Below are 22,240 nucleotides of genomic sequence, written 5' to 3'. Positions count from 1 at the left end.
AATATCAAGCTTTATTTGTGTTTTTGTGTAGTTTTATTAGATTTTATCTTAATTAGTTTGTAAACATTACAAAATGAAGCTATCTATGGCAAAATACGTGGGTTAATAAAAATCATTGAATAAATGGATAATATTTTAAATGTCTAACAACACAAGTAAATGTGACATCGGCTTTGTCGGTCTTGGTGTTATGGGGAAAAACCTTGTTTTAAATTTAGCTGACAATGGCTATAAAATTGCTGCTTTTGATTTAGATTCAGAAAAAGTTACTGCAGCAATAGAGCAAGACGCTATAGAAACTAATAATCAAGCCCCAAGAGTCATAGGCTGTTCTTCATATACCGAACTGCTTTCCAAATTAAAAGCACCGCATCTGATCGTATTATCAGTTCCAGCAGGTGAAGTAGTTGACCAAGTGTGTCAAAACTTGATTGGTGCTGGTATCCAACCTGATGACATTGTTATCGATACAGGTAATAGTTTATGGACTGATACTGTAGAAAGAGAATCAGTTTATAAAGATAACTTCATCTTTTTCTCATCAGCGGTTTCAGGCGGTGAAGTAGGGGCAAGGTTTGGTCCCGCATTAATGCCAAGTGGCTCTGCATATGCATGGACTCGTGTAAAGCCAATATGGAGTGCGATTGCAGCCAAGGTTGACGCTGTTACTGGCAAGCCTATTGAACGTACTGCTCCAGGGCAAGTCATTGAAGAAGGTGAACCGTGTGCGGATTATATAGGTCCAGCTGGTTCTGGCCATTATGTAAAAATGGTACATAACGGTATTGAATACGCTGATATGCAAATGATTTGTGAAGCATACCATGTACTGCGCGAAGGTTTACAATACTCATGTGACGAAATCGCAGACATTTTTGCTCAGTGGAATGAAGGTGTTCTTGATAGTTACTTAATGGGTATTTCTGTTGAAGTATTACGTCATAAAGATCCTGATACTGGTTCTCACCTTGTCGATCTGATTCTTGATAAAGCCGGACAAAAGGGTACTGGTTTATGGACTGCAGTAAGCTCTTTAGAAGTAGGTTGCCCTGCACCGACTATATCCCAAGCGGTCTACGCTCGTTCAATTTCTTCATTTAAGGAATTACGTCAGCAAACCTCTAAAACACTGTCAGCACCACAAGTGGAATCATTTTCACCAGAGCAAAAGCAAGAAATGGTTACGCAATTACATGATGCACTGTATTGCGCTAAAATATGTGCTTATGCTCAAGGATTTCAATTAATGAAACTGGCAAGTGTTGAGCAAAACTGGGAATTAAACTTTGCTTCCATTGCTAAGATTTGGCGTTCAGGCTGCATCATTCGAGCCGCATTTTTACAGTCGATTACTGATGCTTTTGAACGTGATTATAAGTTAGAGAACTTATTGCTTGATTCATTCTTTAGTGAACAGTTAAGTCAGTATCAACAAAACTGGCGTTTTGCAGTCGCAAAAGCGACGATGATGGGGATCCCAATCGGGGCAATTTCATCATCACTCAGTTATTATGACTCGATGCGCAGTGACGTTCTACCTGCTAACCTTTTACAAGGGCAACGTGACTATTTTGGTGCTCATACATTTAAACGTATTGATAAACCTGAGACTCAAAAATTTCATGTGCAGTGGACAGATCCAGGTCGACCTATAGAACAAGTTTAACGGAGAGTACTATGAGCAAAGCAGATGATACCTATAAAAAAACATTATCGGCTGACGCTTATCAGGTATGTCGGCTAGGAGCAACAGAGTCGCCATTTTCCGGCAAATACAACGAACATTGGCAGCAGGGCACTTATAACTGTGCGTGCTGCCAATCCTCCTTATTTCTAAGTGCTAAAAAATTCCAATCAGGTTGTGGCTGGCCGAGCTTTTTCGAATCTATAGAGAATGCTGTTTTATATTTAGATGATAATAGTCATGGAATGAAACGCACCGAGATAAAATGTAAGCATTGTGATTCACACCTGGGCCATGTTTTTGATGATGGACCCGCGCCTACATTTAAACGATACTGCGTAAACTCTTTAAGCCTTATTTTTGAACCGTCCCAATAGTACTAAACGTGTTGTTTAAAAATTTATAAAAATCGTTTTGTAAGTGGTGGAGAAAAGTTACAACTTCAATTACAATACACCCGAATTTTAATATTGCATTGGTTTTATAATAAAGTTAACCGATGTAATTCCATTTAGTTTTAACAATTAAGGTTTACGTAATGACTTCTCAACACGAGGAAATGTACCAAAAGAGTTGGCAGGAACGCCAAGACTTCGCTGAAAGAATGCAACCAATTATTGGCCAGTTATACCGTAATTTCGGTGTTGAGGTTTCAGTATATGGACGTCCATTAGTGAATGCCTCTGCTATTGATATCATCAAGGCACATAAATATGTTGGTACTCATGAAGAAACCAAATTGCGTTTACGTGAAAGTTTTCCTTTCGTAGAAGCTCTAAGTAACATGGATTTACGTCCAGCAAGTATTGATGTTGGTAAGTTGGCTTACCGTTACTTGTTCCTTGGCGAAGCAAACGATCTTACAATTGAACAATATCTTGAAAAAGAATTGTCACCATTAAAAGAGCAAGATGCTCCAGAGCCAAAAGATGTTGTACTATACGGTTTCGGTCGTATCGGTCGTATCTTAGCTCGTTTACTTATCGAACGTACTGGTCCAATGGCTAACTTACGTTTACGTGCAATTGTTATTCGCCCAGGTAAAGATGGTGACCTTGAAAAACGCGCTTCTTTGTTACGTCGCGATTCAATCCATGGTGCATTTAACGGAAGTATTTCTGTTGATGAAGACCAAGGTGCAATTCGTGCTAACGGTGCATACATTAAAGTTATCTACGCTAAATCTCCAAGCGAAATCGATTACACCCAATATGGTATTAACGATGCATTAGTTGTCGACAATACTGGTATTTGGTCAGATGAAGATGGTTTAGGTCAACATCTTCAATCTACAGGCGTTGGTAAAGTACTATTAACAGCTCCTGGTAAAGGTGACATCAAGAACATCGTATACGGTGTGAACCAAGATATGATTTTGGATGATGATAAAATCGTTTCAGCAGCAAGCTGTACTACTAATGCGATCACTCCTGTTCTTAAAGCACTTAATGACAAGTTTGGTATAAAGAACGGTCACGTTGAAACTGTTCACTCCTACACTAATGATCAAAACCTAATTGATAATTACCATAAATCAGAGCGTCGTGGCCGTAGTGCACCGCTTAACATGGTAATCACTTCTACTGGTGCCGCTAAAGCAGTTGCTAAAGCATTACCAGAGTTGAAAGGATTATTAACCGGTAACGCTATTCGTGTTCCTACGCCAAACGTTTCAATGGCTATCATGAACTTAAACCTTAAAACAGGAACTAGTCGTGACGAGTTAAACGATTACTTACGTGGTGTTTCTCTTGAGTCTCCATTACGTGAACAAGTTGACTACACAGCGTCTACAGAAATTGTATCAACAGATTTAGTTGGTTCTCGCTTTGCAGGTGTTGTTGACTCACAAGCAACAATTGTTGAAGACGATCGTGCTGTTTTATATGTATGGTACGATAACGAGTTTGGTTATAGCTGCCAGGTAGTTAAAGTTATGCATAAAATGGCTGGCGTTACGTTCCAGAATTTACCAAAAGCATAATTACCTTTTTTAAATAATACTAAGCCAGTTCAATTCGAACTGGCTTTTTTTTGCACAGTGTAATAGGTGATAACCGATTGCAGTTAAATTTTCTATATTAAGAAATAGATTTTGTTTAACTATGGTCTACTAGGTATAAAGTTTATTTTCAGGATTTTAAATTGAAAGGTTTTATTGCACAGTTATTGATAATAGCCCTTATCGTCAACCTAGTATCAATGGTCAGAGAAACCAGTATGTTATCTAGTTGGCAAAAAGAAAGCGCACCAAACTTTGAGCTAACTTCTCTTGAAGGCAATGAGTCATTTATTTATCAAACCGCACATGGCGTAGACCATAATACAGTAGTGTATTTCTTTGCTCCTTGGTGTTCAGTTTGCCGAATAAGCATTCAAAATCTACAAAACCTGTACGAGCGTGATGAAAATATCAGTATTGTTGCTGTAGCGTTAGATTTTGTCGATGTAGACGAAGTTGCTCTGTTTTCTCAAGATTTAAACCTAACTTTCCCTATTTTATTAGGCAATGAAGAAGTTAAACAGCGTTATCAAGTCTCCGCGTATCCAAGTTATTATGTACTAAATCAGCTTGGTACAATTGAGCATAGATCCATGGGCTACTCAACCGAACTAGGCCTGTTTTTACGTAGCCGATAAACTACATTAATGGTAATTTGATTAAGTATTAAACTCTTTACAGTTATATATTTATCTTATTGTTATATTTTTCCTTTCCTTACTTTTTATCATGCAAACACTTGTGTACACTGATTCAAAATTTTAAATAAGTAAAAGGTTTACTATGCAAATCTCTTCAAATTTTGACAGCGGTAATATCCGTGTCATTAAGGCTGATTCAGCAAACGATATTCAACTTGAAATTAAACACGATAATCAATCTGAGTTTTATCAATGGTTTCATTTCAAATTGCACAATACCGAACGCTGTGAGCACACATTAGCGATTACCAATGCAGGTCAGTCAGCTTATGTAGAAGGTTGGACCGATTACCAAGCAGTAGCCTCTTATGATCGAATTACCTGGTTTCGTGTGCCTACAACATTTGATGGCCAAAATTTAACGATTACCGTTACCCCTGAATTTGATTCAATGTACTTTGCTTATTTTGTGCCTTATAGCTATGAGCGTCATCAAGACTTGATCCATCAAGCACAACTTGATGCCGACTGTCAGTTGGAAGTATTAGGTCAAACACATGATGGTCGTGATATTAGCTTATTAAGAGTTGGTGAACCCGAAGAAGGTAAAATGAATATCTGGCTGACAGCTCGTCAACATCCTGGTGAGACTATGGCTGAGTGGTTTATGGAAGGTTTTATTGATCGTTTACTTGATGAAGATGACGGCACAGCTCGTTCTTTATTCAGTAAGGCCGTTTTTTACATGGTACCCAATATGAATCCAGATGGCGGTTATCGTGGTCACTTAAGAACTAATGCTTTAGGGGTTAACTTGAACCGTGAGTGGCAAACGCCATCAATGGAAAAGAGTCCAGAAGTTTATCTTGTGACAGAAAAAATGAAACAAGTCGGTGTGGATATGCATCTTGATATTCATGGCGATGAAGCGTTACCAGTTAATTTTGTTGCTGGTTGTGAGGGTATCCCTTCATATGACGAGCGTCATAAAATGTTGGAAGAGAAATTTAAGAATGTTCTTTTAGCGATTACTCCTGAGTTTCAAGATACCCGAGGTTATGATAAAGATAAACCAGGTCAAGCTAACCTAACTGTTGGCTCTAACTGGGTTGGCGAACAGTTTAAATGTTTGGCTTATACCGTTGAAATGCCATTTAAAGATAACGATTTACTGCCTGATCCTATGGTAGGGTGGAATGACAATCGCAGTAGCATCCTTGGAAGAGATACCCTGACTGCTATCTATCATGTTGTAGATGATTTAAGATAAGTCATTAAAATGCTGAGTTTGAGTTTTTGAACTCAGCTTATAAACATCCACAGTCAGCAATGACTTGTGGGTTTTACAATAATAATAATATTTAGGAGTTTTCCTTGCTAGAGTTTGTTAATTTTATAAATGGGATCATTTGGAGCCCAGCACTAATATACCTTTGTTTAGGCACTGGTTTGTTTTTCTCATACAAAACCCGTTTTGTTCAAGTGCGTTTCTTCAGAGAGATGTACCGTTTACTGTTGTCAGGTAAAAGTTCAGAGCAAGGTATTTCATCTTTCCAAGCTTTAGCCGTTTCTTTATCAGGTCGTGTGGGTACCGGTAATATTGCCGGTGTTGCTGCTGCTATTGGTTTTGGTGGACCTGGTGCTGTTTTTTGGATGTGGATTGTAGCATTCTTAGGCGCATCAACCGCTTATGTAGAATCAACGCTTGCTCAAATATATAAAGAAGAATGTGACGGTTCATACCGAGGTGGTCCAGCTTACTATATTGAAAAAGCTATGGGACAAAAGTGGTACGCTTGGATATTTGCAATTGCGACTATTTTAGCTTGTGGCGTAATGTTACCTATGGTGCAATCAAATGGTATTGGTGAAGCTGTTGAACAAGCTTTTGGTACTGCAGGAACTCTAGATACTGCCTTAGGTGTAATCAGTTATGCCAAAATTTATACCGCATCTGCGATTGTAATCTTATTAGGATTTATCATTTTTGGTGGTGTTAAGCGTATCGCTCACTTCACCCAAGTTGTGGTTCCTTTTATGGCGTTAGCGTACATTTTGGTTTCTTTGATTATTATTGGTTTAAATATTGATCAACTACCTCACGTATTTATGTTAATCATTGGCGATGCTTTTACTCCGATGGCTGGTGTCGGTGCAGCAATAGGTTGGGGCGTAAAACGTGGTGTTTATTCTAACGAAGCAGGTCAAGGCACTGGTCCTCATGCCGCAGCGGCTGCTGAAGTTGATCACCCGGCTCAACAAGGTTTAGTACAAGCATTTTCAGTTTATATTGATACATTATTTGTTTGTTCTGCAACAGCATTTATGATCCTTATCACTGGTGCATACAATGTTCACGGTGTTGGCGATGCGTTTATCGTACAAAACGTTGCAGCAGAAGTTGCAGCTAACAGCCCAGCATTTACCCAAATGGCTGTAGATAGTGTATTTGTTGGTGTTGGTAAGCCATTTATTGCAATAGCGTTATTCTTTTTCGCCTTTACGACAATATTGGCTTATTACTTTATTGCTGAAAATAATATCTACTGGATTAAACGTACGTTTAAAGCTCCAGCATTAACGTTCTTATTAAAAGCTACCATTATGAGTGCAACCTTTTACGGTACCGTAAAAGCTGCAGATATTGCCTGGGGCATGGGTGATATTGGTGTTGGTTTAATGGCATGGTTAAATATAATAGGCATTCTTATTATATTCTTTATGTCTAAGCCTGCTCTTAAAGCTTTAAAAGATTATGAAGAGCAACGCAAAGCTGGCGTAGAAAAATATACATTCGACCCTAAAAAACTCGGTATAAAGAATGCCGAACTGTGGGAAAAGAAGCTTTAACTTAATTTTTAAGAAAAAACTTAGTTAATTTGTAAAAAAACGTCCGCAAGGGCGTTTTTTTTAGGTAAAATTAATCAACTATTGTAAAGGGGTCATTATGGCATTAATTAATTGTCCTAAATGTTCAAAAAGAATCTCGTCAAAAGCAGCAGTGTGTAGTCATTGTCAATGTGTTTTGGGAGAATTAAGTGAAGAGCAACGAGTTAATATGCAACAATTAACTCGACTTGAAACTTCGCAAAAGTTAATGAACCAATCGATGGTCGCCATGCTGTTATTTTGTGGTGGTTTTGGTTTTATGTTTTGGGGAGAACCATCTCCAGACTCATGGCAATATAGTATCGCTACAGGAACCGCCGTTTTAGGTTTTGCCTGGTATATTGTTAACCGAGTTCGAATTTTAATGTTAAAGAAAAAGTAGAGTAGACATGGATCTTTTTGAAGTTGTCGATAATATGTCGATTGAAATGTATGAACGTCTTAAGCATGCCGCTGAAACTGGTAAATGGCCTGAAGGTACACCTGTAGACAAAGCGCAAAGAGATTCTGCGCTGCAACTTGCTATGGCGTACCAATCAAGGCATTTAGACAGTGACGATATCCTTACTGTTGGCAGTGATGGTGAAATTGTTCATAAAACTAAAGCTGAATTAAAAAAACAATTTAAACAAGCTGCCAAGGCAGAAACTTCAGAAGACAATGACGACATTGCTAGGTTTACCGACTTATGATTTTTAACAAACTTTTCAAAGCAAAGTGGCAGCATAAAGACGCAAATGTCCGTATTCAAGCAATACAAGAGCTTGATTTACTCGAACAAGCCAATGTAGATGTTATTAAACAGTTGATAGAAAATGACAACAGCGAATTAGTGTGTAGAGCCGCTTTGCTTAAGTTAAACGATTTTGAACAGTTTCTCAGCATGGCAAATAATCATAGCAAACTGACTATTCGTCAGTTTGCTCACCAGCGCGTACAACTGCAAATTTTAGAATCTGATACAGTTACTAATTCTCAAAAAAACGCTTATTTGCAACATTGTGATAAAACGAAATTTTTAGAAAGTTGGTTAATGGCTGAACATGATCATCAAATACTGCAAGCGTTAATATCTAAAGTTAACAAACCGCATTTATTAGCTCAGTTTATTGTTAAAACTGATAATATCGATTTACAGCGTGAAATTTTATCCGGTATAGATGATATCGGATTGCTTGAAAAATTAGCGAAAAAGTTAACTGATGATAAATTTAAATTAGAACTTGTTAATAAGCTAAATGACTTGCAAGAAATTGCTGCTAAGCCAGGAAAAATTAAAAAACAATTACAGCTACTTTTATCTAAGTTACTTGCCTTAAAAGACTTGCAAGATTATAAAGACATGCAAGAGCGTAAAAGTTCATTGGAAGCAGAGTGGCAATTAGTTGTTGCCGAATTTGTTCACTTAGGTGAAGAAGAAAAGCAGCAATATCTCGACAAACACGAACATATACAGCAACAACTTAAAAAGCATTTTGGCCAACGTGAAGAAGCATACTTACATCAGCAATTTATTGACGATCAAAAAGCTAAACAACAATCTGAACTGAAAGCAATTAATGCAGAAATAACAATAATATCTCAACAAATTAGTGAAGCAGTGTTTGAAAATACTGAATTAGATGAATTTAAAGTCAGCCAGCATTTAGACAGTATAAATACTCAAATTGAATCATCAACAATTTCTGATACGGATAAAACCAAATCTTACGCTCAGGTTAAAAACCTACATAATAAACTTAACCAGTTACCTGAAGTAGCTGAATGCGTAAGTAGTGCCACATCACTAATTTCGAAACTATCAACGTTAGCCATACCTGCAAACATAGAAGAACTTAATTTACGTAAACCCGTGTTTGATCAATGGCAACAGCAATGGCAACAAATAAATAATTTAGCCAATGATGTGCTACCGCAATCAATAAAAAGTGCTCGAGATGAATTACAGTCTAGTTGGACTGCCGCTCTTAAGCCTCTTGTAAAACAACAGCATATAGCTTTTGAACATTTTCGTAAGAAAGTATCAGAACTAAAACGTTTAATGGCAAACGGGAAATATAAATCTGCTTTTGGTTTACATAAAAAATTAACTTTTTTAATTAATGACTTATCGACAAGTCAGCAAGAGCGGATAACTGCCGATTTTGAAACCGTTACAGCTAAAATTAATGAACTGCACGAGCTTGAAGCATTCATTGTAACGCCAAGAAAGCAAGAAATGCTGGAAGAAATTAAAGCCCTTATTGAACAACCTCTCGACAATCCAATGGCGCAAGCAGAACAAGTTAAAACATTTAGAAAGCATTGGAATTCTTTGGGGCATGCAGATGAAACGTTAGATAAAGAGCTCAATGCAGAATTTAATAAAGCCTGTGAGCTTGCTTTTGCACCTTGTAGAGCTTTTTATGCCGAACAAGCGAATATTAGAGCAAATCATTTAACGCAAAAATTACAAGTAATTGATAAAGCTGAAGCATTGTTAAATCAATCAAAAGCTGAACAAGTCAATTGGCGAGATATTGACAATCAACTTCATAAACTTTTAAAAGAATGGCGTGACTCTGGTGAAGTAGATCGTGAAGAATATGTAAAGATTCAACCAAAATTCAATCAGCTAATAGAGCCGTTAAAAAAAGCCATAAATGCATTTCACCAAGAAAATGCTGAATTAAAGCAAGCCTTAATTGAAAAAGCAAAGCAACAACTAGATAGTGAAGATGTATTTTCAGCGATTAATGAGCTGAAATCATTGCAGCACAAATGGCAAGAAATAGGGCATGCGGGTCCGAATAAAGAAAACAGTCTTTGGATGTCGTTTAGAAAAATAAACGATAAAGCGTTCGCTAAACGAAACGAAATCAAACAGCAAGAGCAAATTCAATTAAATGCTCAAACTGAAGAGTTCAGCTCACAACTATCAGCTTTAAATGAGTCAATATCATCGACAGATGAATTAAAAGAACTTCAAAATTTGCTTGTAAGTCTTGAGCAACTCGTTAGCAGTATAAAAGGCACCAAACCCTTGCTTAAAACATTGTTAAATCAAGGTGTAAGTGCTGAAAATAATGTTAAAGACAAAATTAAACAAGCTAAACTCGTATTGAAGCAACAGATATTCGTTAATATATTTAATGTAATTAAAGGCGATGTAACAAAGCTTAATGACAATAGTAGCTACTCTGCATTACCTACAAGCTGGCAAAAAACAGTTCAATTCGCTTTGACTAAACCAAGTAATACACAATTACGTGAACAACTCACTCTAGAATTGGAAATTCTTGCTAATATCGAGTCACCAAAGCAATTTTCTGAGCAAAGGCTGGCCGTTCAAGTTCAATTATTGTCAGACAAAATGGTACAGGGTGAAGAAATAAATATAAATACCAAGCTAAAGCAATGGTTAAATTGTGGCCCTTTAAGTGAAGAAGAATTTCCTTTGCTTGAGCGAATAAAACCTGTTTATATTAATTAATGCTTAGCTAATGTACTTCTCAGACATTACTGCATGTAGCTCTTCCATGAGCAAAGCAGAAATACGCCATCCATGGCATTTCTGCATATAGCTCTTCCATGAGCAAAAAATAGGATCACATGATGTGATCCTATTCATTTTCATGTGTATTTTATTACGACTTAGTTAAGCTTAAGCCCAACCTAATTGTTGAAGACTTATCGCGTCATTCCATATCTTTGTCATATGCCGTATTAGGTTTCCCTCGAACTGCATTACATAAACATAGTCGGCTTCAATGGATTTACCCGTTGGCTCTCCTGGGCCCCCAGGTCCGGTTTGCGTACCATGAAACACTGCGTACGCAGCAACACATTCGCGCTCTTTATCCTCAGAGAAGCATTTTAAGTCATAGTGTCCATCAGGTATTGGAGTGAGTAGGTTTTTCATCCAATCGGTATAGTTTTCAAGGGTGGTTATGTCTGCAAGCGCTGATGACTGTGCTGAAAAAGAGGCATCATTGTGGCAGTATGCTTTACAAGACTCCCATCCTTTGCCAGTTTCGCATGCTTCAAAAAATAGCTTGGCTTGTGCAAGGTTGTTACTCATATTTCGGTTCCCAATCTAATAGGCTGTCGAATATGAATTCTAGTTCATTAATACTAAATTGCCTGTTTTAGAAATAAAAAGTCGAGGAACATGCCTCGACTTTTATTTTTTTGGGGAACAGGAATAAAATTCCTGCTTAATTTCTATGTATTTAGTTTACTTCACAAACTAAACAGAATGAGTATACACCTTTAGGATCATTTAATTGATTGATGCTCTCAAACTCATTAATCATTGTCATAATACGTTGTTTAAGGGTGGGGTTAGACACACTCATCATTGGAGATTCTGTTTCTGGAAAAAATGTTTGTGCTGTTTCAAACATATTTCTTATGAACATGTCTTTTGCACTCAGTTCTTTCTCAACAAGCCAAGTATCGTAAGCTTTCAAACCCGCTCTGTCTGCAGCAGCGATAACCGCGTCGTCTAAGTTTCCAAGTTTATCAACTAAACCTAACTCTTGAGCTTTTGCACCTGTCCATACACGGCCTTGTGCAATTGCATCTACTTGTTCTAACGTCATACCTCGACTTTCAGAAACAAGGGTAAGGAATTCTTTGTAACCTCTATTGATACTTGCTTGTATGATGTTACCAATATCTTTGTTTAATGGTCGACTAACACCAAGACCAGAAAGGTCAGTAGTGCCTATACCGTCAGTATGAATGCCTAATTTGTCTAACGCTCGGTCAAATGTTGGAAACATACCAAAAATACCGATAGAGCCGGTAATTGTATTTGGAGATGCCCAAATTTCATTTGCAGAAGCTGAAATCCAGTAGCCACCAGACGCAGCGTAATTTGCCATTGAAGCAATAACCGGTTTGCCAGCCGCTTTCAATAATTCAACTTCCTGGCGAATAATTTCTGAAGCATAGGCACTACCACCGCCGCTATCAACTCTCAACACGACGGCTTTAACTTTATCATTTAAACGTGCTTTACGTAAAAGCTTCGCCGTTGAATCTCCACCAATAGTTCCTGGCTCTTGATCGCCATTTAAAATTGCTCCCTTAGCAACAACAATTGCGACTTTGTCTGTCATAGGGTTAACAACTGGGAAAGGGGCCTTATTTGCCTTTAAGTAATCTTTGTAATTAATTTGACTAAAGTGGTTGCCACGTTTTGCTTTACCAACTTTATCAATCATTGAAAGACGTATTTGTTCACGTGTTCTCAGTTCATCTACTAAGCCACTTTGTAAAGCGTAAACAGCAAAACTGCCTTCAGCTTTTTCAAGCTTTTCTAACAAGCCTACAGCTGTTTCATCAAAGTTAGCCATATCCAAGTTGCGGTTTTCCGCTATATCATGTTTATAACTTGTCCATAGCTGATCAAGCCACTGTTTGTTAGCTTCTTTAGCATTATCAGACATATTGTCTCTAAGGTATGGTTCTACCGCAGACTTATATGTACCAACTTTAAATACATGAGCAGTTATGTTTAGTTTATCTAACGCAGCTTTGAAATACGTTCTATAACGACCATAACCTTCAAGAACTATGGCGCCTTCAGGATTTATCCAAACCTTATCTGCGTGAGACGCTATATGGTATTGATCTTGACTAAAATAATCACCAAAAGCGATAACTTCCTTGCCTGATTGTTTAAAATCGTTAATTGCTGTACCAATTTCTTGTAAGTGATGTAAACCAGCTCGCTTCAGATTTTGCGGGTACAAGACTAGTGTTTTAATTCGGTTATCATCTTTAGCGGTTTTGATCACATTTTTAATGTCAGTGATCAACATTTCAGGATTTTCTTCTTTTTGATCAAATGCTTCTTGCATTATTGCATCAGCAGGATCAACAGTTTGTTTTTGCTCTACAATAGTGCCATAAAAGTTAAGCACTAATGCAGTTTTAGCTGGTACTTTAACTTCATGAGAGTCATCAGTTAACACGTTATATAATATGATTACAAATCCAAAAAACACTAAATTTAAAAACACCTTTCTCGAGGTGTTTAAAATCAGCCATAATTTTTTGAATACTTTTTTAATAACACTTGGTTTTTCAGACATATATCCTCACGTCTTAATGAATATTTTTATAACCTTAATATACAACGCAATTAATAAAAGATCTTTGTTATCTAAGCTATATTAAGAAATATTTACAATTAATCGATAATTGACATAAAAGCTCCATTCAAATAATGTACGAAATTTTATTTGAACTACAATGTTCTTATTAGTTATTGAAAACAATATTAAAACTAATTTAAGGACAATTATGAATATTATAAATTTATATAACACGGTCGTTGATAAGTTATTAAAGCTAGATGCTATTCCTGCTTTACTCTTAAGAGTTTTTTTAGCGCCAGTTTTTATAATTGCTGGTTACAATAAAATGCAATTAAGTAATGACGAACTTGGTCTTTTAGAACAAATCATGGTTAAACCAGAAATTGCTCAATGGTTTGGAAACTCCGAATGGGGCTTAGGATTACCGTTCCCAGAATTATTGGCCAATCTTGCGGCATGGACTGAATTCTTTGGTGGTTGGTTAATTTTAATCGGCTTAGCAACACGCTTACTTAGTATTCCGTTAATGTTTACTATGATTGTCGCAGCAACAACGGTTCATCTTGATAATGGTTGGTACGCTATAACTCCTACAAATTCATCTACTAGCTCAGCTCAAGTTTTTTCTTGGGTTGGTTTTGAAACTGCCGATAACAGCCTAAAGAATAGTGAAGAAGCAAGTATTAGGTTAAGTAAGATCAGGGACATTGTTGATGAGAATGGCAATCCGGAATGGCTTTACGAAAAAGGTAATGTGGTATTACTTAATAATGGCATAGAATTCGCGGCCACTTATTTTATTATGTTATTAGCATTGTTTTTTATTGGTGCTGGTAGATACGTGAGTTTAGATTACTGGCTTTTTAAACCCGAAGAAGATGACTTGAAACAAATCGATTAAACAATTATGGGTCTGAGTTTTATTTCAGGCCTTCAAAACGCCTTGAATCCTTTACATGAAGTGACTTGCTCATAAGTTTCATGTTAATTTAAGGCATACACTTTTATTTTAATTTACATTATGTCCCCAATAGAATTTTTAGCAACAAGACAGTCGAACGGCTTCTTAACATCTCCTGCGCCTTCAGCAGACCAACTAAACGCTATTTTCACCACTGCTATCGCTGTGCCTGATCATGCAGGGTTAAATCCTTATAAATTTCATCAAATACAAGGTGATGGTTTAACAAAGTTAACTAATTACTATGTAGAAGCAATAAAGTCAGTTACTGATGACCCGGTTAAAATAGCAAAAGCTGAGAAAATGGCTTACCGCGCGCCATTACTTATCGTGGTTTCCACTTATTATAAACAACATGCGAAAGTGCCAAAACAAGAGCAATTAGTTACTGCCGGTTGTGCGGCGCATGCAATACAAATGGCCAGTACAGCTCTAGGCTACGGTGCTATGTGGCGCACTGGTGATGTCGCGTATAGTAATATCGTAAAGCAAGGTCTTGGCATTTCTGAAGATAATGATATCGTAGGATTTATATACATTGGTTCCAAAAGCAAAGAACTGCCTAACAAGCCAAGAAAAGCAGCAGAGCACTTCATCGAGCAGTGGCAGTAAGAATGACACCTGCTATAAACCTTGCAAAAAAACATAAGATTAATCATATCGTTCATCAATATAGCCATGATGAATCTGTTGTGTCTTATGGGTTGGAGGCGGTAGAAAAGCTAAACGTTGAAGCAAGTAGGGTGTTCAAAACGTTAGTTGTTATAAATGAACAAAAAACACTGTTTGTCGCGATTGTACCCGTTGAACAAAAGTTAAACTTAAAGCTTTTTGCCAAAGCCTGCCATTCAAAAAAGGTTACAATGGCAGAGCCTAAACTTGTAGAACGAAGTTCAGGCTACGTGTTAGGTGGCGTGAGTCCTTTAGGTCAAAAACGTATATTAGCGTCCATTATTGATGAAAGTGCTACATCTCATAAAACTATTTTTGTTAGCGCCGGAAAAAGAGGCTTAGAAATTGAACTTGCTCCACAGGATCTTCGTTCATTACTAAACGCAAGCTTTCAACATATTACCTAATAGGCAATACTTCAGCCCTGAAGTCAATTTCATACCGTCCATGGCAAATTGACATTACTTCATCCCTGAAGTCAATTTCAAACCATCCATGGTAAATTGACATTACTTCTTCCCTGAAGTGAACCAACCTTTAAACATCCATGTAAGCTTGGCATTCCTTCATCCCTGAAGTAAAAAAAAAGGCGCTGATGCGCCTTTTTGTTTGTCATTTATGATTTTGAGGATCACAAATTAGTATTCCGCATTGTTTGGTGTGCGTGGGAAAGGGATCACGTCACGTACGTTTTGCATACCAGTTGCATAGGCAACTAATCGTTCAAAACCTAGACCAAAACCAGCGTGAGGAACTGTACCGTAACGACGTAAATCGCGGTACCAACTGTAATCAGCTTTGTCTAAGCCCATTTCATCTAAACGCATATCGAGAACATCTAAACGTTCTTCACGCTGAGCGCCACCGATAATTTCACCAATACCTGGTGCAAGTACATCCATAGCTGCAACGGTTTTACCGTCATCATTCAAACGCATATAGAATGCTTTAATGTCTTTCGGGTAATTCATTAACACAAGTGGCCCTTTAACATGCTCTTCAGCAAGGTAGCGTTCGTGCTCAGAATTTAAATCTACACCCCATTCAACTTTGTTCTCAAACTTCTTACCACATTTTTGTAAGATTTCGATAGCATCGGTGTAATCCATACGTGCGAAGTCTGATTCTACGACTGATTGCAAACGATCAATAACAGTTTTATCAACACGTTGTTGGAAGAAAGCCATGTCATCTGGGCGTTCTTCTAAAACTGCTTTAAATACGTAACGTAACATTTCTTCTGCAAGGGTAGCTGCATCACCTAAATCAGCAAAGGCAATTTCTGGTTCCATCATCCAAAACTCGGCTAAATGACGAGACGTATTTGAATTTTCAGCACGGAACGTTGGTCCAAAGGTATAAACCTTAGACATGGCACAGGCTAGCGTTTCAGCATTAAGCTGACCAGATACCGTTAAAAATGTTTCTTTACCGAAGAAATCTTCTGTGTAATCAACAGCGCCTTTATCATCACGAGGCAAGTTCTCTAAATCTAAAGTACTTACACGGAACATTTCACCAGCACCTTCAGTATCAGAGCCTGTAATTAGTGGCGTGCTGATCCAAAAGTAACCTTTTTCATGCATGAAGCGATGAATCGCTTGAGCTAAACAGTTACGAACGCGCGTTACTGCACCACCAATGTTTGTGCGGTTACGCAAGTGTGCTTGCTCGCGCAAAAACTCAATTGAATGACGTTTAGCGGCCATAGGGTATGTATCCGGGTCTTCAACAAATCCAAGTACTTCAACATTGGTCGCTTGAATTTCAAACGATTGGCCTTTACCCATTGACTCAACCAAAGTACCCGTTACAGAAACGGAAGCACCAGTAGTTAATTTTAAAACTTCTTCTTCATAATTATTCAAATCACTTGGCACAACTGCTTGAATAGGATCGAAACACGAACCATCGTGAATAGCTAAAAAGGAAATACCGGCTTTTGAGTCGCGGCGGGTTCTGATCCAACCCTTTACTGTCACTGTTTCACCAACAGCTGATTTACCCGCTAGGGCATCAGTAATTGCAGTAAATGTCATTATTGACCTCATTTTATTTTGAATAATTAGTAAATTGGTAAATGCATGTAATTTTTAATATGCATTTATTAAGTTGATGTATTTTACCTACGCTAACAATAGACTCAAGTAATTCTTACTTTTATGAGCCAGTTTTTGCTTATTTTAGTGTTTGTTAAGCTTATTTATTAAAAACATCATCACAATCAACGATTTTAGCCATTGCAGTGGTAAGTTTATATAACTCGTCAGGGCTTATTACAAACGGTGGCATTATATAAATAAGTTTGCCAAAAGGTCTTACCCAAACCCCTAATTCAACAAATCTTTTTTGTATAACCGCCATATTCACAGGGTATTTAGCTTCAATAACGCCAATTGCGCCAAGGACACGAACATTTTCTACATTTTTGCTGCTAATTAACGGCAAAAGTTCAGCTTTTAATTGTGATTCAATATCACTTACCTGGCTTTGCCAGTTATTTTCAATAAGTAACTCTAAACTGGCATTAGCCGCTGCACACGCAAGCGGGTTGCCCATAAAGGTTGGGCCATGCATAAATACGCCTGCTTCACCTTCACTGATTGTATTAGCAACGGTGTCAGTACATAACGTTGCAGCAAGGGTCAGGTAGCCACCAGTTAATGCTTTCCCTAGACATAAAATATCTGGACTGATATTGGCATGTTCGCAGGCAAATAATTTACCACTGCGACCAAAGCCTGTAGCAATTTCATCAGCAATGAGTAATACATCGTATTGATCGCATAATTCTCGACATCCCGCTAAAAACTCGGGATTATAAAAGCGCATACCACCAGCCCCTTGCACTATCGGCTCTAGAATAAGCGCAGCAATGTGTTGATGATTGTCAGCAAGTTGATTCTTTAAACTGTCTAGTTCTGATTCATGCCATGTTTCATCAAATCCAATTTTCGGAGCATCTGCAAAATAATTCTCTGTAATAAAACCGCTGAATAACTGATGCATGCCATTAACCGGGTCGCATACAGACATTGCTGCAAATGTATCACCGTGATAACCATTTTTAATGGTGAGTAACTTATTTTTCGAAGGTTTATTTTTACTGTGCTGGTATTGAATCGCCATTTTTATCGCAACTTCAACGGCAACCGAGCCACTATCAGCAAGAAATACTTTGTTTAAACCTTCAGGCGTTAAATTAATAAGTTTTTCGGCCAACTCTACTGCAGGGCTGTGAGTTAACCCGCCGAACATTACATGCGAAAATTTGTCTATTTGAGCTTTCATTGCAGTATTCAATACTGGATGATTATACCCATGTACCACTGACCACCAGGATGACATGCCATCGATTATTCTTTCGCCACTTGCCAACTGCAAGTAAACCCCTTCTGCGTCTTCCACGACATAAGAAGGCAGCGGGTTGGTCATAGATGTGTATGGATGCCAAAGATGTTCTTGGTCATACGATAAAATATCTGTATAGTTTTTAACCATAGGTAAACAAATAGTCTTTTAGTTAGTTGACAGGAAAGTTGAGAAAGCTAGACTACCGATTAAAAGCAAAACTTGCAATAACCCGTTACATTTACAGAGAATCTTATGTCAATAAATGCCATCGTCCGAAATGATTGGACCGTATCTGAAGTACAAGCACTTTTCAATTTACCGTTTAACGACCTAATGTTTCAAGCACAAACTGTGCACCGAACGCATTTTAATCCGAATGAAGTGCAAGTAAGCACACTATTATCTATTAAAACAGGCGCATGTCCTGAAGATTGTAAATACTGTTCGCAAAGCGCCCGATACACTACCGATGTTGATAAAGAAAAATTAATGGAAGTTGAAAATGTACTTGAGGCAGCTAAAAAAGCCAAGGCCCAAGGTTCAACGCGTTTTTGTATGGGCGCTGGTTGGAGAAATCCAAAAGAACGAGATATGCCCCATATTGTTAAAATGGTTGAAGGTGTAAGAGAGTTAGGATTAGAAACTTGTATGACACTTGGTATGCTGTCTAAAGACCAAGCTGACACGCTAAGCGAAGCTGGTCTGGATTACTATAATCATAACCTGGATACTTCACCTGAACATTATAACCAAATTATTACTACTCGAACGTATCAAGACCGATTAGACACCTTAGACAATGTTCGTGGCTCAGGCATGAAAGTGTGCAGTGGTGGTATTATGGGGCTTGGCGAAACTTCAGTTGATCGGGCATCATTATTAGTACAACTTGCTAATCTTGATAAACAACCTGAAAGTGTGCCAATTAATATGTTAGTAAAAATTGATGGTACACCATTAGCAGACGTTGCTGATTTAGATAACTTCGACTTCATCCGTTGTATTGCAGTCGCTCGTATCATGATGCCAAAGTCTCACGTTAGATTATCTGCTGGTCGAGATGCCATGAACGAACAAATGCAAGCGATGTGTTTCCTTGCCGGAGCTAACTCAATTTTCTACGGTTGTAAATTACTGACTACTGATAACCCGGAAGCAGATGCCGATATGATGTTATTTAAGAAGTTAGGTATAAATACCGAACGATTAAATGCACAAACTCATGGCCAACAAGCGGACGAAGAATATGCGTTAAGAACAGCTATTGTGAACAACGAAAACAAAGATTTGTTTTACGACGCAAGCGTGTAAGTTGTCAACGTTAGTAAAATGACTTTTTCTTTTATTCAATCGCAAATTGCGCACCAAAAAACGCAGAACCTTTATCGTTCCCGCAAAGAATTAGATAAAGGCACGGGACGTTTGTTGATTCATCAAGGTGAACAATACATAAACTTTTCCAGTAATGATTACCTTGGTTTAAGCCAACATGATGATTTAAAGTCTGCCTATATAAGAGGGATTAATCAGTTTGGCTGTAGCTCTAGTTCGTCTAGTTTAGTTACCGGCTACACTAAGGTACATCAGGAACTGGAAGAGTTGATTGCCGATTGGTTAGAAGCACCAAAATGTTTATTATTTTCAACTGGGTTTAGTGCAAACTCAGGTGTGCTATCAACCTTAGGACAAAATAAAAGTACCGGTTACTTTCTCGATAAGCTCAGTCACGCGTCGCTTATAGACGGGGCATTTAACTCAAAAGCGTTAAGTAGACGATTTAAACACAATGACATTAGTCAACTTAGCAATATGCTGAGCAATAGTAATTGCGAAGATAAACTTATTGTTGCTGAAGGTGTTTACAGTATGGATGGTGATGTAGGTGATGTGTCAGGCCTAAATGATGTTGCCATAAAACACCAAGCTAATTTATATATTGATGATGCACATGGGGTTGGCGTATTGGGTAGTACCGGCCAAGGCACTATTGCACAGCAAAACCTTAAAAAGGGCAGTCATCTTATTCAAATGATCACCTTTGGCAAAGCACTAGCAACACAAGGTGCAGCGATTGCCGGCAGCGAAGAGCTTATCGATTATTTAGTAAATCGGTGTCGTGACTATATTTATTCAACGGCAATGCCTGCCGCCAACGCAATGGCGACAATTGCCAGTATTAAACTTTGTCAGACAGAGCATTGGCGAAGAGAAAAAATAAGCGCGCTTAGTCAATTGTTTAAATCGAAGCTTGATGCCAGTATTGAAATTACTGATTCTCAATCGTCAATTATTGGTGTATTTACCGGTAGTGAAGAAAATGCATTGTATTGCCAAGAGCAATTAAAAAATAGAGGTTTTTGGCTAACCGCGATTAGGCCTCCTACCGTTGAAAAAGGAAAGTCACGGTTACGCGTAACCATAACGGCAAATCATAATGATAAAGATATCAGTGAGTTAGCCAATTGCATCAATGAGGTGTTAGGCAAATGCCTGCAGAACAAATAAAAAGACAAATAGCAAATACGTTCGGTAATGCATCGTCATCTTATGATGGCTCTGCTAGATTACAGCGTTTTTCCGGTGAATTATTGTTATCAAACTTACCTAAGAAATCCGAGAGTGTTGTTTTAGATTTAGGTTGCGGTACAGGTTACTTTGCTGACGTATTAGCAACACAATTTAACCATGTGATAGGGCTAGACTTATCAAAAGAAATGTTAAATTTTTCTAATCTGAACCGAAACGATAAAATAAATTGGCTCAATGCCGACATTCACAGCATTCCGTTAATGGATAACAGTGTTGATATAGTGTTTTCGAACCTAGCCATTCAATGGTGTGATCCATTAACCGATGCATTTGCTGAAATAAAACGAATATTGAAACCAGATGGGGTTTTCATTTTTTCAAGTTTGTTAGACGGTACTTTATTTGAATTAAAGCAGTCATGGCTTAGTGTCGATACTGATAAACATGTCATTGATTTTAGTAAGCTTAATGATATTGAAAAATCACTACACGTTAGTGGTTTAAGTATCTCAGAGCTTGAACAACAGCCTGTTGTACTTGATTACGAAAACGTAAAGCATCTAGCAAAAGAGCTTAAAAACCTAGGGGCTAGTAAAGTACCTAAACGAACACGTAAAGGTTTATCTGGTAAAGACAGTTGGAAAAAGATGACGCAAGCCTATGATGGCTATTTAACTGAGCAGGGTGCTTATCCTGCAACGTATCAACTTTGTACTGGTATGGTGGTTAATAATCATGAATAAATACTTTATAACAGCAACAGATACTGATGCAGGTAAAACCTTGGTTGCTACTGCCTTAACTGCTGCGTTTGTTACCAGTAATTCAAAGGTTGCAGTATTTAAACCTGTTTCTGCCGGATGTGAATTGATCAATGAACAGTTGGTTAATCTCGATGCTAAGCTTTTGCAAGGTCAGGCTAATTGTGACCAATCAATTGCAAATATTAACCCTATTGCGTTTGCAGAGCCAATTGCACCTCATATTGCTGCACTTAGTGAAAGCACAGAGATATCTACAGAAATCATTAGTACTCATTTTAATGATGTTATCAAAATCAAACCGGATGTGATCATTACAGAAGGCGCGGGAGGCTGGCGTTTACCATTAGGTAATGGTGAGTTTTTATCTGGTTTTGTTCAACAGCAACAAATGGATGTGATTTTAGTTATAGGTATGAAGTTGGGTTGTTTGAATCATGCCATATTAACTTATGAAAGTATCGTTAATGATGGTGTAAATGTTGTAGGGTGGATAGCTAACCATCCTGTCCATATGCCATATCTTGAAGAAAACATTCAATTACTTGAATCTACCATTAAAGCTCCGCTGATAGGGCGACTTGGATTTATAAGCGATATAGAACAAGCGATAAACTCAATAGATATAAAACCATTACTTGGATAACCCGTTTTTTTT

20 protein-coding genes are annotated in these 22,240 nt (G+C 37.7%); 16 read left to right on the top strand and 4 right to left on the bottom strand.

Translation table 11 applies throughout. The features are described 5' to 3' along the window. The first annotated feature begins 139 nt into the window (after window positions 1-139). The 9 genes from gndA (at window position 140) to RI845_RS09590 (ending at window position 10,688) form a co-directional block, all read left to right on the top strand. Window positions 140-1,666 (top strand): NADP-dependent phosphogluconate dehydrogenase, encoded by a 1,527-nt coding sequence (gene gndA / locus RI845_RS09630; RefSeq protein ID WP_348385976.1) that lies wholly within the window; start codon window positions 140-142, stop codon window positions 1,664-1,666. A gap of 11 nt (window positions 1,667-1,677) precedes the next feature. After that, a complete protein-coding gene (msrB, locus tag RI845_RS09625; protein WP_348385975.1) occupies window positions 1,678-2,061 on the top strand; it encodes a peptide-methionine (R)-S-oxide reductase MsrB in 384 nt (127 codons plus the stop codon). 161 nt (window positions 2,062-2,222) lie between these two features. Next, entirely contained in the window at window positions 2,223-3,668 is a 1,446-nt protein-coding gene (locus RI845_RS09620) for a glyceraldehyde-3-phosphate dehydrogenase (protein WP_348385974.1), read from the top strand. A 161-nt stretch (window positions 3,669-3,829) separates the two neighbouring features. Next, on the top strand, window positions 3,830-4,324 hold the full coding sequence (locus RI845_RS09615) for a peroxiredoxin family protein (RefSeq protein ID WP_348385973.1): 495 nt from the start codon (window positions 3,830-3,832) through the stop codon (window positions 4,322-4,324). Window positions 4,325-4,469: 145 nt separating this feature from the next. Further along, on the top strand, window positions 4,470-5,597 hold the full coding sequence (locus RI845_RS09610; protein ID WP_348385972.1) for a M14 family metallopeptidase: 1,128 nt from the start codon (window positions 4,470-4,472) through the stop codon (window positions 5,595-5,597). A 104-nt stretch (window positions 5,598-5,701) separates the two neighbouring features. After that, window positions 5,702-7,177, top strand: coding sequence for an alanine/glycine:cation symporter family protein (locus tag RI845_RS09605; protein ID WP_348385971.1), 1,476 nt, complete (start codon window positions 5,702-5,704; stop codon window positions 7,175-7,177). Window positions 7,178-7,274: 97 nt separating this feature from the next. Further along, a complete protein-coding gene (locus RI845_RS09600; RefSeq protein ID WP_348385970.1) occupies window positions 7,275-7,598 on the top strand; it encodes a hypothetical protein in 324 nt (107 codons plus the stop codon). 7 nt (window positions 7,599-7,605) lie between these two features. Continuing rightward, the gene (locus tag RI845_RS09595) at window positions 7,606-7,908 is read left to right on the top strand and encodes a YeaC family protein (RefSeq protein ID WP_348385969.1); all 303 of its coding nucleotides are present in this window, start codon (window positions 7,606-7,608) and stop codon (window positions 7,906-7,908) included. Beyond that, the gene (locus RI845_RS09590; protein ID WP_348385968.1) at window positions 7,905-10,688 is read left to right on the top strand and encodes a DUF349 domain-containing protein; all 2,784 of its coding nucleotides are present in this window, start codon (window positions 7,905-7,907) and stop codon (window positions 10,686-10,688) included. Before RI845_RS09595 ends, RI845_RS09590 begins: the two co-directional genes overlap by 4 nt. A 171-nt stretch (window positions 10,689-10,859) precedes the next feature. Here the strand turns inward: RI845_RS09590 and RI845_RS09585 are convergent, their stop codons facing one another. Both RI845_RS09585 and sppA read right to left on the bottom strand, forming a co-directional pair. Then, the gene (locus tag RI845_RS09585; RefSeq protein WP_348385967.1) at window positions 10,860-11,276 is read right to left on the bottom strand and encodes an ester cyclase; all 417 of its coding nucleotides are present in this window, start codon (window positions 11,274-11,276) and stop codon (window positions 10,860-10,862) included. A gap of 151 nt (window positions 11,277-11,427) precedes the next feature. Next, window positions 11,428-13,299 carry a signal peptide peptidase SppA gene (sppA, locus tag RI845_RS09580; RefSeq protein ID WP_348385966.1) on the bottom strand — a complete coding sequence of 624 codons (1,872 nt, stop codon included), beginning with the start codon at window positions 13,297-13,299 and terminating at the stop codon, window positions 11,428-11,430. Between the two features lie 211 nt (window positions 13,300-13,510). Between sppA and RI845_RS09575 the strand changes: the two genes are divergently transcribed. The 3 genes from RI845_RS09575 (at window position 13,511) to ybaK (ending at window position 15,345) form a co-directional block, all read left to right on the top strand. Further along, entirely contained in the window at window positions 13,511-14,206 is a 696-nt protein-coding gene (locus RI845_RS09575; RefSeq protein ID WP_348389526.1) for an HvfX family Cu-binding RiPP maturation protein, read from the top strand. Window positions 14,207-14,326: 120 nt separating this feature from the next. Further along, window positions 14,327-14,878, top strand: coding sequence for a nitroreductase family protein (locus RI845_RS09570; RefSeq protein ID WP_348385965.1), 552 nt, complete (start codon window positions 14,327-14,329; stop codon window positions 14,876-14,878). A gap of 2 nt (window positions 14,879-14,880) precedes the next feature. Further along, complete coding sequence (ybaK, locus tag RI845_RS09565) at window positions 14,881-15,345, top strand: Cys-tRNA(Pro) deacylase (protein ID WP_348385964.1); 465 nt, start codon at window positions 14,881-14,883, stop codon at window positions 15,343-15,345. 231 nt (window positions 15,346-15,576) lie between these two features. Here the strand turns inward: ybaK and asnS are convergent, their stop codons facing one another. Then, complete coding sequence (gene asnS / locus RI845_RS09560) at window positions 15,577-16,977, bottom strand: asparagine--tRNA ligase (protein WP_348385963.1); 1,401 nt, start codon at window positions 16,975-16,977, stop codon at window positions 15,577-15,579. Between the two features lie 160 nt (window positions 16,978-17,137). Next, the gene (gene bioA / locus RI845_RS09555) at window positions 17,138-18,439 is read right to left on the bottom strand and encodes an adenosylmethionine--8-amino-7-oxononanoate transaminase (protein WP_348385962.1); all 1,302 of its coding nucleotides are present in this window, start codon (window positions 18,437-18,439) and stop codon (window positions 17,138-17,140) included. 105 nt (window positions 18,440-18,544) lie between these two features. Here bioA and bioB point away from each other — a divergent pair, with 105 nt between their 5' ends. Genes bioB through bioD form a run of 4 tightly spaced genes read left to right on the top strand, consistent with a single transcriptional unit; the run spans window position 18,545 to window position 22,228 of the window. Further along, on the top strand, window positions 18,545-19,603 hold the full coding sequence (bioB, locus tag RI845_RS09550; protein WP_348385961.1) for a biotin synthase BioB: 1,059 nt from the start codon (window positions 18,545-18,547) through the stop codon (window positions 19,601-19,603). A gap of 18 nt (window positions 19,604-19,621) precedes the next feature. Next, window positions 19,622-20,797, top strand: coding sequence for an aminotransferase class I/II-fold pyridoxal phosphate-dependent enzyme (locus tag RI845_RS09545; protein WP_348385960.1), 1,176 nt, complete (start codon window positions 19,622-19,624; stop codon window positions 20,795-20,797). Further along, window positions 20,779-21,564 (top strand): malonyl-ACP O-methyltransferase BioC, encoded by a 786-nt coding sequence (gene bioC / locus RI845_RS09540; RefSeq protein WP_348385959.1) that lies wholly within the window; start codon window positions 20,779-20,781, stop codon window positions 21,562-21,564. The genes RI845_RS09545 and bioC overlap by 19 nt, the downstream gene beginning before the upstream one ends. After that, window positions 21,557-22,228 carry a dethiobiotin synthase gene (gene bioD / locus RI845_RS09535; protein ID WP_348385958.1) on the top strand — a complete coding sequence of 224 codons (672 nt, stop codon included), beginning with the start codon at window positions 21,557-21,559 and terminating at the stop codon, window positions 22,226-22,228. The genes bioC and bioD overlap by 8 nt, the downstream gene beginning before the upstream one ends. The last annotated feature ends 12 nt before the right edge of the window (window positions 22,229-22,240 follow it).

This window comes from Thalassotalea nanhaiensis (genome assembly GCF_031583575.1).
Lineage (GTDB): Bacteria > Pseudomonadota > Gammaproteobacteria > Enterobacterales > Alteromonadaceae > Thalassotalea_A > Thalassotalea_A nanhaiensis.
Note: the sequence above shows the minus strand (reverse complement) of the source record. Positions and strands in the feature narration are given on the sequence as shown.

Bases quoted from the DNA above. Each gene is read 5' to 3' on its own strand.
- RI845_RS09585 (WP_348385967.1), bottom strand. From the start codon at position 11,276: ATGAGTAACAACCTTGCACAAGCCAAGCTATTTTTTGAAGCATGCGAA.
- RI845_RS09595 (WP_348385969.1), top strand. From the start codon at position 7,606: ATGGATCTTTTTGAAGTTGTCGATAATATGTCGATTGAAATGTATGAA.
- RI845_RS09575 (WP_348389526.1), top strand. From the start codon at position 13,511: ATGAATATTATAAATTTATATAACACGGTCGTTGATAAGTTATTAAAG.
- RI845_RS09590 (WP_348385968.1), top strand. From the start codon at position 7,905: ATGATTTTTAACAAACTTTTCAAAGCAAAGTGGCAGCATAAAGACGCA.
- bioA (WP_348385962.1), bottom strand. From the start codon at position 18,439: ATGGTTAAAAACTATACAGATATTTTATCGTATGACCAAGAACATCTT.
- RI845_RS09610 (WP_348385972.1), top strand. From the start codon at position 4,470: ATGCAAATCTCTTCAAATTTTGACAGCGGTAATATCCGTGTCATTAAG.
- RI845_RS09600 (WP_348385970.1), top strand. From the start codon at position 7,275: ATGGCATTAATTAATTGTCCTAAATGTTCAAAAAGAATCTCGTCAAAA.
- bioD (WP_348385958.1), top strand. From the start codon at position 21,557: ATGAATAAATACTTTATAACAGCAACAGATACTGATGCAGGTAAAACC.
- asnS (WP_348385963.1), bottom strand. From the start codon at position 16,977: ATGACATTTACTGCAATTACTGATGCCCTAGCGGGTAAATCAGCTGTT.
- RI845_RS09570 (WP_348385965.1), top strand. From the start codon at position 14,327: ATGTCCCCAATAGAATTTTTAGCAACAAGACAGTCGAACGGCTTCTTA.
- sppA (WP_348385966.1), bottom strand. From the start codon at position 13,299: ATGTCTGAAAAACCAAGTGTTATTAAAAAAGTATTCAAAAAATTATGG.
- RI845_RS09620 (WP_348385974.1), top strand. From the start codon at position 2,223: ATGACTTCTCAACACGAGGAAATGTACCAAAAGAGTTGGCAGGAACGC.
- RI845_RS09545 (WP_348385960.1), top strand. From the start codon at position 19,622: ATGACTTTTTCTTTTATTCAATCGCAAATTGCGCACCAAAAAACGCAG.
- bioC (WP_348385959.1), top strand. From the start codon at position 20,779: ATGCCTGCAGAACAAATAAAAAGACAAATAGCAAATACGTTCGGTAAT.
- gndA (WP_348385976.1), top strand. From the start codon at position 140: ATGTCTAACAACACAAGTAAATGTGACATCGGCTTTGTCGGTCTTGGT.
- bioB (WP_348385961.1), top strand. From the start codon at position 18,545: ATGTCAATAAATGCCATCGTCCGAAATGATTGGACCGTATCTGAAGTA.
- ybaK (WP_348385964.1), top strand. From the start codon at position 14,881: ATGACACCTGCTATAAACCTTGCAAAAAAACATAAGATTAATCATATC.
- msrB (WP_348385975.1), top strand. From the start codon at position 1,678: ATGAGCAAAGCAGATGATACCTATAAAAAAACATTATCGGCTGACGCT.